At 33.3% G+C, this 13,479-nt stretch carries 8 protein-coding genes; 3 read left to right on the top strand and 5 right to left on the bottom strand.

Annotated elements, in window-relative coordinates; genetic code table 11:
- The first annotated feature begins 91 nt into the window (after positions 1-91).
- Positions 92-5,758, top strand: coding sequence for an alpha-2-macroglobulin family protein (locus LNQ49_RS09900; RefSeq protein ID WP_229988608.1), 5,667 nt, complete (start codon positions 92-94; stop codon positions 5,756-5,758).
- Between the two features lie 406 nt (positions 5,759-6,164).
- Positions 6,165-8,540 (top strand): penicillin-binding protein 1C, encoded by a 2,376-nt coding sequence (pbpC, locus tag LNQ49_RS09895; RefSeq protein WP_229988607.1) that lies wholly within the window; start codon positions 6,165-6,167, stop codon positions 8,538-8,540.
- 9 nt (positions 8,541-8,549) lie between these two features.
- Here the strand turns inward: pbpC and LNQ49_RS09890 are convergent, their stop codons facing one another.
- From LNQ49_RS09890 to LNQ49_RS09880, 3 genes are all read right to left on the bottom strand, one after another.
- On the bottom strand, positions 8,550-9,320 hold the full coding sequence (locus LNQ49_RS09890; protein WP_229988606.1) for a hypothetical protein: 771 nt from the start codon (positions 9,318-9,320) through the stop codon (positions 8,550-8,552).
- A 141-nt stretch (positions 9,321-9,461) separates the two neighbouring features.
- Positions 9,462-11,006: an Rne/Rng family ribonuclease gene (locus LNQ49_RS09885; RefSeq protein ID WP_229988604.1), complete on the bottom strand. Its 1,545-nt coding sequence runs from the start codon at positions 11,004-11,006 to the stop codon at positions 9,462-9,464.
- Between the two features lie 387 nt (positions 11,007-11,393).
- Positions 11,394-11,684: an HU family DNA-binding protein gene (locus LNQ49_RS09880; RefSeq protein ID WP_024981932.1), complete on the bottom strand. Its 291-nt coding sequence runs from the start codon at positions 11,682-11,684 to the stop codon at positions 11,394-11,396.
- A gap of 131 nt (positions 11,685-11,815) precedes the next feature.
- On the opposite strand from LNQ49_RS09880, the gene mutY reads away from it, so the two are divergent.
- Complete coding sequence (mutY, locus tag LNQ49_RS09875) at positions 11,816-12,850, top strand: A/G-specific adenine glycosylase (RefSeq protein ID WP_229991331.1); 1,035 nt, start codon at positions 11,816-11,818, stop codon at positions 12,848-12,850.
- 37 nt (positions 12,851-12,887) lie between these two features.
- Here mutY and LNQ49_RS09870 read toward each other — a convergent pair whose 3' ends face one another.
- The gene (locus LNQ49_RS09870) at positions 12,888-13,118 is read right to left on the bottom strand and encodes a hypothetical protein (RefSeq protein ID WP_229988603.1); all 231 of its coding nucleotides are present in this window, start codon (positions 13,116-13,118) and stop codon (positions 12,888-12,890) included.
- A gap of 12 nt (positions 13,119-13,130) precedes the next feature.
- Positions 13,131-13,478, bottom strand: coding sequence for a DUF2085 domain-containing protein (locus LNQ49_RS09865; RefSeq protein WP_229988602.1), 348 nt, complete (start codon positions 13,476-13,478; stop codon positions 13,131-13,133).
- Position 13,479: the final 1 nt, after the last annotated feature.

Below are 13,479 nucleotides of genomic sequence, written 5' to 3'. Positions count from 1 at the left end.
ATAAAGGGCATTTAATAAATCATATTTTGATTTTAAAATGTTAAGATCTTTATGTGTAATCTTATTTTGTAACTTTTAATTCGATACTAACTTGAAAACAAGAGGATTAGTTTACGTGTTTTTTGTGTTTTTTATTTTTCAGGCTTGTGGAAGAAAATCTGCTTCCGATTTCAATTCTGATTTTTCATTATTCAAAGAGTATATAACAAGTTTTACGGGAGGGATTGTTTCGTCTCAATCGGATATACGTGTTGTTTTGGCTTTTGAGAAAAAAGATTGGAAAATTAATCAGGAATTGGATAGTGACTTATTTGATATTTCACCAAGTGTTGATGGAAAAGTAATTGCACTTTCGAGTAATACAGTGGCTTTTATTCCAGAAAAAAAGCTGAAAGCAGGAACAGAATATCAAGTTACATTAAACTTGGATAAGCTTATTACACTTCCAAAAAAAGGAGATGATGATAAAGACCTTTCTAAATTTAATTTTACTGTTAAAACAATCAAACAAGATTTTATAGTAAATACTTTGGATGTGCAATCCTATAGTAAGGAATACCAATATCTAAATTGTGTATTAAAAACAGCCGATAATATAGATGTAGAGACAGCAAAGAAATTAGTTTTGGCTAGTCAAAACGGAAAGAATCTCAATATTAAATTTGATAAAACAGCTACTTCAGGAAAAGAGTTTAAGTTTATTATTGATAGTATTCAGCGTTTTTCGGCAGCAAGTAACCTTGAAATTTCTTACGACGGAAACGATTTTGATATCGATCAAAAAGGAAAAATGGATTTTCCGATTACTGCAATAAATGACTTCAAAATTATAAAAGTTGAAATTCCGGATGAAAATAATCAATCAGTATTAATTAATTTTTCTGAGCCATTAGAGAAAGGACAGGATTTTAAGGGATTGGTAGCGATACAAAATACAAACAATTTAAAATTTTCAACTCAAGGAAATATCTTAAAAGTTTATTTCAGTAACGAAAAACAAGCTCAGGTTCAAGAAGTAGTACATGAAGTTGCGGTTGTAGATACAACTGCAGTTGCTGTAGATAGCAGTGCTGTTGACAGTGTTGCAGTAGCTGAGCCAGTAGTGCAAGAAGTTGTAGAAGAACCTGTATCTGACCAGATAGTAACAGGTGAATTGTTATTAGAAGTTTTTCAAGGAATAGAGAGTCAGTATGGTCGAAAAATGGCTGAGAATTATACAGAGAAGATTTCTTTCGATCAAATAAAACCAAATATTAGATTTATAAAAAACGGAACAATTTTGCCAAGTTCCAATAATTTAAAATTGAATTTTGAGGCAGTAAATCTGGGTGCTGTAGATGTAAAAGTTTATAAGATTTATAAAAACAATATCTTACAATTTCTTCAGAATAACGAACTAAATGGCGCTCAAAATTTAAAAAGAGTGGCTCAGCCTGTTGCAAAAACAACACTTAATCTTAAAGATAACCCCTTAGTTAATCCAACTAAATGGAATACGTATGCTTTGGATTTGTCCAAAATAATTACGCCAGAACCAGGGGCAATTTATAGAGTAGAGTTCTCCTATAAAAAAGCATATTCATTGTATAAATGTGAAACTAACGAACCTGATTCAGATGAAACGGAAGAAGAAGATGTTGATGAGAATGATGTAAATTATAGTGGTAATTCATACGATGACTATTATTATGATGATTACGAATGGAGAGAAAGTCAAGATCCTTGTACAGGTTCTTATTATTATAATGCAAAAATTGGAACTAATATTCTAGCTTCAGATTTGGGTGTAATTGCCAAAAGAGGAGAGAATAAATCGTATTTGTTTGTAGTAAATAATATAATAACTACAGAGCCGGTTTCGAATGCGAGAGTAGATTTATATAGCTTTCAGCAACAAAAATTAGCAACAGGAACAACAAGTAGCGAAGGAATTGCTTCTTTTCAATTAGATAAGTTTGCTTATTTTGCTATTGTTACCTTAGGAACTCAATCCACTTATGTAAAACTTGATGATGGGAATTCATTGTCGGTAAGTAATTTTGATGTTGCTGGAGAGACTTTGCAAAAAGGATTAAAAGGATATATCTACGGTGAGCGTGGAGTTTGGCGTCCGGGGGATAATTTGTATTTATCATTTATACTTAATGATGCAGCAAATAAGTTACCAAAATCACATCCGATAAAATTTAGATTAACGGATCCTAATGGAAAAGTAACCTATCAAACAGTTCAAAAATCAAATGAACTGAATCATTATGCCTTTACAGTGCCTACAGACGCAGAAGCGCCTACTGGAAATTGGGAAGCAATGGTAAGTGTAGGGGGAGCAAAATACTACAAGAGCATAAAAATTGAAACAATTAAGCCAAACCGTTTAAAAATTAAAAATAGTTTCAAGAGAGCTATATTATCTTCTTCATATCCAAATACAAGTAATCTTGAAGTTACATGGCTTCATGGAGCTATTGCTAAAAATTTGAATGTAGAAATGCAAGCAAAATTTTCACAGCAGAGTACGACTTTTAAAGGCTATGAGAAATATGTTTTTGATGATTTAGTACGTCAGTTTAGTACTGAAGAAATTAATATTTTCTCAGGTAAACTAGATGCAAACGGAAGAGCATCTGTAAACATAGAACCTAAATTACAAGGACAAGCACCAGGAATGCTAAGAGCTGCTTTTATTACCAAAGTGTATGAAGAAGGTGGTGATTTTAGTACAGATGTTATCTCGACAACCTATTCGCCTTATACTACTTATGTGGGAGTAAAATCGCCTGAGCCTACAAAATACGGTATGCTTGAAACCCGTAAAATGAATCGATTTGATGTTGTAACCGTTGATGAAAATGGAAGACCAAAAGCGGTGAGGAATTTAGAGGTAAAAGTTTATAAAACAGAATGGCGCTGGTGGTGGGATGCTTCGAGTGATAATTTATCCAATTATAATTCGTCGAATGCTACAATATCGTACAAAACATTTAGAGTAAACACTGATGCAAGTGGAAAAGGAAGTTTCCAATTTGCATTAACAGACGAAGAATGGGGACGTTACTTAATTCGTGTTTCGGATGAAGTTAGCGGACATGCATCGGCAATAACTGTAAATATCGATTGGCCAATTTGGTCAGGTAAAACAAGAAACACAGATGCTTCTACAGCAAATATGCTTGTTTTTTCTACAGATAAAAAGAATTATGCAGTAGGTGAAAAAGCTCAAATATCTTTCCCTTCAAGTGAGGGAGGTCGTGCATTGGTTTCTATAGAAAATGGCTCGAAAGTAGTACAGACGTTATGGGTAAATACTCAAAAAGGAGAGACTAAAGTTGATGTTCCAATTACAGGAGCTATGGCACCGAATGTGTATTTTAATATAACCCTTTTACAGCCGCATGCTTCGACTAAAAATGATTCGCCAATTCGTATGTATGGAATTGTTCCAATTGAAGTAATTGATAAGACAACAATTCTTGCGCCTGCGATATCAATGCCAGATGTGTTGAAGCCAGAACAAACCTTCCCAGTAAAAGTAAGTGAAAAAACAGGAAAGGAAATGACATACACAATTGCTGTAGTCGATGAAGGTCTGTTGGATCTAACTCGTTTTAAAACACCAAATGCTTGGGATAGTTTTTATGTTAGAGAAGCTTTGGGTGTAAAAACTTGGGATGTGTATGATGATGTAATTGGTGCCTATGGAGGTAAAGTAAATCAGATATTTAGTATTGGTGGTGATCAGGATTTAGGTGGAGGTAAAGCTAAAAAGGCAAACCGCTTTAAACCAGTGGTTATTTATCTTGGGCCATTTAAATTGAAAAAAGGAGAAACGAAGACACATCAAATTAAATTGCCAAAATATATTGGTTCAGTAAGAACAATGGTGGTTGCAGGTGATGCAAATACAAGTGCTTACGGAAGTGTTGAAAAAGCGACTCCAGTTCGTAGTCCGTTAATGGTATTGGCTTCATTGCCAAGAAAAATTTCTCCATCAGAAAAAGTGACGATTCCAGTTACAATTTTTGCTATGGAAAAAAATATTAAAAACGTTACAGTTCAAATAAAAACAAGTAGTGGATTAAGAGTAATAGGAAGTTCAACTCAGGGATTAACATTTGCACAGCCAGACGAAAAAATGGCTTACTTTAATTTAGAAGTAGGTAGTTTAACTGGGATTGCCAAAGTGCAAGTTATTGCTACATCAGGGAAAGAAAAATCCGTTTATGATGTTGAGATAGATATGACGAATCCAAATCCTGTGACAAATACCTATACAGATGTGATTTTGGAGCCAAATAGCTCTAAAACTATTGTTTGGAAAACATTTGGAGTGTCAGGAAGTAATAAAGCTAAACTAGAAGTATCGTCAATGCCGACGATTAATTTAAATGGAAGACTGCAATTTCTTATTCAGTATCCACATGGATGTGTAGAGCAAACTACTTCATCGGTATTTCCGCAATTATTCCTAAATGATGTGGCAGATATTGATGTGACTAGACAACAACTTATTCAAAAGAATGTTACAGCTGGAATTGTAAGATTAGGTAGTTTTCAATTATCAAATGGAGGGCTTCCATACTGGCAAGGAAATGCAATTGCCGATGATTGGGGAAGTTCTTATGCAGGGCATTTTATGATAGAGGCAGAGAAAAAAGGATATATTTTGCCAATTAATTTTAAATCAAAATGGCTTTCGTATCAACAAAAAGAAGCCAAACAATGGAGATTTGAGGTTCGCTATGGCAATGATTTGGCACAAGCCTATCGTTTATATACATTGGCTTTGGCAGGTTCTTCAGATTTGTCTTCAATGAATAGATTGCGTGAAACAAAGGGAATTTCTAACGAAACGAAATTAAGACTAGCTGCAGCTTATGTTTTAGCAGGACAAAAAAGTGCTGCTTCAGCATTACTATTGAGTAGTAAAATCGATGATGAGTCTACAAATTATAATTATTACTATTATGGTTCAAGTGATAGAAATCGTGCGATGGCTTTGGAAACTATGTTGTTATTAAATCAAAAACAAAAAGCATTTGCGATGGCTACAAAATTGGCTAAGAATATGGCAAGTGATCAATGGATGAGTACACAAACAACAGCTTATTCTTTATATGCAATGTCTAAGTTCTCTTTGAATAATGGAGTTAAAGGAATTGATGTGCAGTTTAGCTCAGCAGGTAAAACGCAAAGCATAAAAACAAATAAAACAGTTGCCGATAGAAGCTTAGTAGTTAAAACAGGTTCGAATAGTGTTACTTTAAAAAATAATAAAAAGAATACGATTTATGTTCGTGTACTAAATACAGGTATCTTGCCAATTGGTCAGGAGAATGTAATTCAGAGCAATGTTTCGGCTGCTATAGTTTTCAAAAACAGAAAAGGCGGAGTTATTAATGTGTCAAGAATCACACAAGGAACAGAATTTGTGGCTGAGGTAACGGTTAGAAATCAAACAAATGAGCGTGTAGAGAATGTGGCATTAACGCAGATTCTGCCTTCAGGATTCGAAATTGTAAATACTCGTTTCACAGATTATGGAGATGCAACCAATAATATTGCGGATTATATTGATATCCGTGATGATAGAACTAATTTCTATTTTGGATTAAAAGCTGGAGAAAGCAAAGTGTTTAAAATTTTATTGAATGCGTCTTATTTAGGTAATTATTATTTACCAGGATTGCAATGTGAAGCAATGTATGATAATACGTTCTTAGCAAGAACAAAAGGATTCTGGGTTGAGGTTGTGAAGTAAAATTAAATAGCACGCAGATTAAGCTGATTTTGGCTGATTTTTTTTAATTCTGACCTGTAAAAAATCTTCTTAATCTGAGTGTTAGTGGTTATGTTGAAAAATGAAACGATTAGGGAAAAGTGGGATAACATTATGTATTGATTGTTGGCAAAAAAAGCAACTGTTGAATTATAATGTGAGCAAAAGATAAGTTAATACTAAACTTAAAAGCGTAACCGTTAGCAGGAGTTTGGTGATATTGGAGTTCAGCGGAACTAATGTTTATTTCATATTTTCGTTAAGTAGAAAATACGCTGTTGCGACATTCCTAACTTAACCAAATGTCACAACGTTAAAACTTTTAAAAGAATATTCTTTGTGAACTTTGCGAATTACTTTGTGCTCTTTGTGGTTAAATAATTAAACTTTGAAAAATAAATTAAAAGCGTTCTTTCAACGCATTATAAATTGGATAAAACAGAATAAGATAAAATCACTACTAGCATTTTTGTTAGTGGTGATTTATTATTTTTCATTGCCACGTACTTTATTTCAAGAGCCATATTCTACAGTTATAGAAAGTAAGGAAGGAGAGTTACTGGGAGCAAAAATTGCTCGCGACGGTCAGTGGCGATTTCCTGCACAGGATAGTGTTCCAGATAAATTCAAGAAATGTATCGTTTATTTTGAAGATGAATATTTCTATAAGCATCCGGGTTTTAATCCAATTGCTATGGTTAATGCAATCAAGCAAAATAGAAAAGCAGGAAAAGTTGTTCGTGGAGGTAGTACACTTACACAGCAAGTAATTCGATTATCAAGAAAAGGAAAAGGAAGAACTTATTTAGAAAAACTTGTCGAAGTAGTTCTTGCAACAAGATTGGAGTTGGGGTATTCAAAAGATGAAATCTTAGAATTATATGCGGCGCACGCCCCTTTTGGAGGTAATGTTGTAGGTCTGGAAATGGCTTCGTGGAGGTATTTTGGAGTCAAATCAAATCAATTGTCATGGGCAGAGAATGCTACGTTAGCAGTTTTGCCAAATGCTCCAAGCTTAATTTACCCAGGAAAGAATCAAATAAAGTTATTAGAGAAGCGCAACCGTCTTTTGCGTAAGCTTAATGAGCAAGGAATTATTGATAAGCAAACATATGAACTTTCTGTAGAAGAACCTTTGCCGGGAAAACCGTATGACTTACCACAAATAGCTCCGCATTTATTACAGCGTGTCGCTAAAAACCAAGAAGGAGCAAGGGTGAAAACTACGGTAGGTTATGCTTTGCAGAATAGGGTAAATCAAATTGCAAAATATTATTACAATCAATATAAGCAGAATGAAGTTAGTAATCTGGCTATTTTGGTAATTGATGTTTCTAATAGGAATGTGATAAGTTATGTTGGTAATTCTCCAACCGATAGAGACCATCAAAAAGATGTTGATATTATAGATGCACCAAGAAGTACAGGGAGTATCTTAAAGCCTTTGCTGTATGCAGCAATGCTTGATGATGGCGAATTATTACCTAATGCTTTGGTTGCCGATGTACCAACTCAAATTGCTGGATATACACCTCAAAATTTCAATTTAACATTTGATGGCGCAGTGCCTGCCCATCGTGCGCTAGCTCGTTCTCTTAATATTCCTTCCGTTTTAATGCTGCAGGATTTTGGAGTAAATAAATTCTACGAAGAATTGCAAAAATTCAAATTAAAAAATATTTCAAAACCACCAGATCATTATGGCTTGTCGCTTATTCTTGGTGGAGCTGAAAGTAATTTATGGGATTTGTGTCGTAGTTATGCGGGTATGTCATCCACAGTAAATTATTTTAATAAAAGCAATGGTAAGTACCGAACAAATGAATTTACAGAGTTGAATTATGAAAACGATTTAGAGGTCGATTTTGGAGATGAAAGCACTCAGAAGAACATATTAGGCGCTGGTTCGATTTGGTTGACGTATAACGCCATGGAAGAGGTAAATAGACCTGAAGGAGATGAGGCTTGGAAGTTTTATGACAGTTCGCTTAAGATAGCATGGAAAACAGGTACAAGTTTTGGGAATCGGGATGCTTGGGCGATTGGAACAAATTCCAGATATGTAGTTGGAATTTGGGTAGGAAATGCTACAGGTGAGGGAAGGCCAACATTGACAGGTGTTACAAGTGCAGCACCAATTTTATTTGATGTGTTTAATTTGTTGCCTAGACAAAAATGGTTTACAACTCCCCACAAGGATTTAGACGAGGTTGAGGTATGCCGTTTAAGTGGGCATTTGGCCAAAGAAGGTTGTCCAAAAATTAAACAATGGGTTACACTAAAAGGAAAGACAACTTCAATTTGTCCATATCATAAAACAGTACATTTAGATCAAACCGAAAAATTTCAAGTTAATAGTAGTTGTGAAAGTATTGAAAATATGGTTGTGAAGAATTGGTTTGTTTTACCTCCTGTTATGGCATGGTACTATAAAAGCAAACATATTGAATATATGCCGTTACCACCATTTAGAGAAAATTGTGTAGGGACACAAACTGCTTCTATGGATTTTATTTACCCTAAAAATAATAGCAAAATATATTTGACTAAAAACTTTAATAGCGAAGTACAGCCAGTAATTTTAAAAGTAGCCTATTCACAAAGAGAAAGTCAGTTGTTTTGGTATGTAGATAATGTCTATAAAGGAGAGACTAAAGTCTTTCATGAAAAACCAATTGTTATGACAGCTGGATTTCATTACATTACAGTAGTAGATGAATTTGGAAATGAAATTAGACGGAAAGTTGAGGTTGTGAGGGAATAATATATGAGTTTACATTATTTTTAACTTTCCATATACATCCTTGTTGTTTGTAATTCTAAAAGTTATGCCGAAGGTAAATCCTTTAATTACGGGTGTTTTTTCTTTATTGAATGATGCTGAATAACCAAAGCCTAAATCAATCATGTTTAAGAATGTTAGGCCAGCCAATGCGTAGGCATTTTTATCAGAACCACCAGTTTTTATAAATAAGAATTCCTCAATGTTATAAGATAAATGTAAGTCAGGCAAGCCGTAGTATTTACCATCATAGCTAGTGATTCCGTATCCTAAGCCTAAAAAGAGTTTGTTTTTGTTTTTACAGTCTAAGCAAAATTCTAAACCGCCAGTAAATTGGCTTTTGGTTGCAATTGAATAACCGAGATAAATAATTGGCCATTCAGGAACTCTAAATCTGGAATTGTTGCTCTCTTTGTAATTATAATCTTTAGAAGCTACAAGGATTTCATTTTCATTATACCATTTTGCTTTGCCAACAAGGTATTTCCCTTCTTTGTCTTCAGAGTAACCTTGAAATTGTATTTTATCACTTTTTAAGTAATAATCATTAATTGCATAAACAGAATCGATATTGTTTATTTTATAACCAATGGCATTTTTGGTCTTTATCTTTACGGGTTTGACTCTGTAATAAAGGGCTGATTCTTTGTTAGTGTTTTTCCAATTTATGTCAAAATAAATGGTATCATTTTGTGCTACCGCTTTAGGTGAGAGTAAAATAAAAGAGATTATGAAATAATAGAAGTATTTTGATAAATGCATTTTTGGTAATTTGACTATTTAAATCTGATTCAAATGTAAGAAAAAGGCTTTGACTTCTTGTACTTATTTGTGATACTTATAGGTGTTTTTAATTTATAGGTACAAAAAAACCGCCAATCTTTCGAGAGGCGGTTTCTTGTTTTATTCTTTAATAACATTTCCGTCTTTATCATAGAAATGATATTCTAAATACGTGTAAGCGTCACGAGGTATGATTTTCACCCATTTTTTATATTCAAAAAACCATTTTGAACGTATTGATGGAAAACCTTTACTGAGGTATGCAGCCACAAATGGGTGTGTATTAAGCACAACTTTTTTGTGGGTTTTTAAATGTCTTTCTAAATCAGCAGTGATTCTGTCAATGATTAAAATTGGCGCTTCAATTTCGCCATTTTCATTGTTAGGATTTTCTTCTCTAGTTTTAATGTTTACTTCGGGTCTTACTCTTTGTCTTGTAATTTGAACTAATCCAAATTTGCTAGGTGGTAAGATTTTATGTTTTGCTTTATCGTCGCTCATTTCTTCTCGCAAGAAGTCGAACAAAATCTTCCTGTTTTCAGGATTAGACATATCAATAAAATCAACTACGATTATTCCACCCATATCACGTAAACGCAATTGTCTAGCGATTTCGGCAGCAGCAATCATATTAACTTCCATGGCTGTATCTTCTTGATTAGTGGCCTTATTAGAACGGTTTCCGCTATTTACGTCTATAACGTGTAAAGCTTCAGTGTGTTCGATAATAAGATAAGCCCCTTTGCTCATCGAAACAGTTCTCCCAAAAGAAGTTTTGATTTGTCTCTCAATGTTGTATTTCTCAAAAATGGGAGTATCATTTGATTGATAAAACTTAACAATCGATTGTTTTGAAGGTGCAATTTCTTGCAGATAATCCTTCGTTTGATGGTACAACTCTTCATCATCAATTTGAATACCACTAAAGGTATCATTAAATACATCTCTCAATATTGAAGAAGCTCTATTGAGTTCTCCTAATACTTTGGATGGATGATGAGCAGTTGGTAATTTTTTACACATTGCAGTCCATCTGCTAAGCAGGTTCTGCAAATCTTTTTCTAATTCGGCTACGTTTTTGCCTTCGGCTACTGTGCGAACAATAACACCAAATCCTTTAGGTTTGATCGATAATACAAGTTTTTTTAAACGATCCTTTTCTTTTTTGTCTTCTATTTTTTGTGAAATAGAGACGCGATCAGAAAAAGGAACAAGAACAATAAAACGTCCAGCCAAAGATAGTTCTGCACTAATTCTTGGACCTTTAGTAGATATTGGTTCTTTTACGACTTGTACTAAAACAGATTGATTAGCACTTAAAATATCAGTAATGGTGCCGTCTTTATCAATCTCTTTTTCAAACTGAAAGGTTTTTAGGGAGAAATCTTTTAATTTACCTGCGCTTACAAGTTTTATGAATTTCAATTGAGAAGCTAAGTTAGGTCCTAAGTCGTGATAATGTAAAAAGGCATCTTTTTCGAAGCCTACATTTACAAAAGCAGCATTAAGTCCAGCAACTGGTTTTCTTATCTTGGCTATAAAAATATCACCAACTTGAAAATTGCTTTTCTCTTCTTCTTTGTGTAATTCAATTAGTTTTCCATCTTTTAATAAGGCAAAATCTACGAAATCAGAACTTGATCTAATGATTAATTCTTTATTCATTTGTAAATTTTTATCCGAACTTTTTAGTTTTCAGTTCACAGTTTTCAGTTCATAGCTTTTGCAACTCTTAAACTCATAACATATAACTCATAACTGAATTGTAAGGATGGATTAAACAATATTTTTAACAGGTATTGAACCCGGGGAAAATTAGCTGGCAGCAAGCATTTCTATGTAATCAGTAGACTGAATACTGTGTATTGATGACTGAGTACTAATTTTCAATTTCAATGAACGTTTAAAAAGAAAAAAGTAGTTTAAAACTACTTTTTCTTTTTGTGACGGTTAGCTCTCGCTCTTTTTTTACGTTTGTGAGTTGCTACCTTATGTCTCTTTCTTTTTTTACCACTTGGCATATCTTATCGATTTTATGATTAATTAATAGTATTATTTTGCTTCGTTATTTGTTTTTACTCCTTCTACAAAAACTTTTGCAGGTTTAAACGCAGGAATGTTATGTGCCGGAATTTTAATAGTGGTATTTTTAGAAATGTTTCTTCCAGTCTTTTCAGCTCTGGTTTTTACAATAAAACTACCAAAACCTCTTAAATAAACATTGTCTCCAGTTTCTAATGAAGTTTTTACTTCATTCATAAAAGTCTCTACAGTTGCTTGAACATCACCTTTTTCAAGACCTAATTTTTCTGAAATTTTCGCTACGATATCTGCTTTCGTCATTTTCTTTCCTATTTATAATGGTATACTATTTTTTGAGTTTGCAAATATAGGAATTAAAAAAACAAATATTCAAGCTAATTCGTTAAATTTTAATTACATAAACTTTTACTTTTGTTGTCTAATATTTAATGATGAGTTTTTCTAAACAATTGATAAAATGGTATTTACAAAATAAACGCGATTTGCCATGGCGAAATACTGTCGATTCTTACCCTATTTGGCTATCAGAAATAATGCTACAACAGACAAGAGTAGCGCAAGGAATGCCTTATTTTTTATCTTTTACGAAAGAATTTCCTACAGTTTTTGATTTGGCTAACGCTGATGAAGAGCAAGTTTTGAAACTTTGGCAAGGATTAGGGTATTATTCGCGAGCTAGAAACTTGCATCAAACCGCAAAATTCGTCGCCAATGAATTAAATGGGGTTTTTCCTGGAACTTATGTTGATCTATTAAAACTAAAAGGAGTAGGGGAATATACAGCAGCAGCGATTGCATCATTTTCTTATAACGAAGCTGTTCCAGTTGTTGATGGAAATGTATTTCGTGTTTTATCACGTTACTTTGATGTTGAAACAGATATTGCTTTGGCTTCGACAAAAAAAGAATTTGCTGCTTTGGCCTATGAATTAATGCCTAAAGATAATCCTGCGATTTTTAATCAGGCAATAATGGAGTTTGGAGCGCTGCAATGTGTGCCTAAAAGTCCGAATTGTTTGATTTGTGTATTTAATGAGAGTTGTGCAGCATTACAGAAGAAGAAAGTTGAATTGTTACCAGTAAAATCAAAAAAGCTAAAAGTGACTACTCGGTATTTTAATTATCTAGTAGTAGAAGACGAAATAGGGAATACAGTTTTACAAAAACGAACCGCCAAAGGAATCTGGTATAACTTATATGAGTTTCCATTATTAGAAACGGATGCCGAAAAAGACTTTGATTTTGTTTCGACATATATTAAGGAAGACTTTTTTGCAGCGTATTCTATTATAGGAGTAGAAGAATGTAATCCAAAAAGTATCATTCATAAATTGTCACATCAGCATTTGTATATTAAATTCTGGAAAATAAAAATAAAAGAGACAGTTTTAAATGGGATTAATCAACAGGATGTAAAGACCTATCCGTTTCCGATTGTGATTCATAATTTTATCGAAAAGATGTAAAATAAAAATGACTTCTCTAGAGAAGTCATTTTTATTATTATGAACCAGTTGTTGCATATTGAATTATTCTTGCGACAATTCCTACGGCAAAACCAATTAAGGCTAAGTTGCAAGCTGATTTAGCGGCTTTAGGTTCGCTATCTTTTTTTGTGAAATAAATGATAGCTCCTGCAAGAGGAATACAGAATGATAATACTTTTAAACCTGTACTTAAATCTTCTTCTGATTTGTTGTTAAATTCATTGAATTTAGAATTCTCTTCTGACATAATTATTTGTTTTTAGTTATTGATAAAAAAAATGATGTATTTGGATAGCTTTACTGTCCAATAAGCGATAAAATCAGAAATGCCTGCTACGCCATATCCTGCTAGAATACCTGTAGAAAAGCGTAGAAAATTATTGCTTTCTCTATTGTAATATGCTTGTGTAAGACCGTCAATTATTGTAGGTAAAATAGATAAAAGTGCCCAGTAGATATTGATTTTCATAAACCACAAAAGAGGTATGAAAATAAAATAGCCTACATATATGCCAGTGCATCTTGCGCATATCGGGAATTGTCTTCCTTTGTAAAAAAAGGACCTATTAGGTAATCTATGGCAACTAACAAACTCTATTTTGGACATG

Source organism: Flavobacterium pisciphilum (assembly GCF_020905345.1).
Taxonomy (GTDB): domain Bacteria; phylum Bacteroidota; class Bacteroidia; order Flavobacteriales; family Flavobacteriaceae; genus Flavobacterium; species Flavobacterium pisciphilum.
The sequence above is the reverse complement of the archived record's forward strand: the minus strand, read 5'-3'. Positions and strand labels throughout refer to the sequence as shown.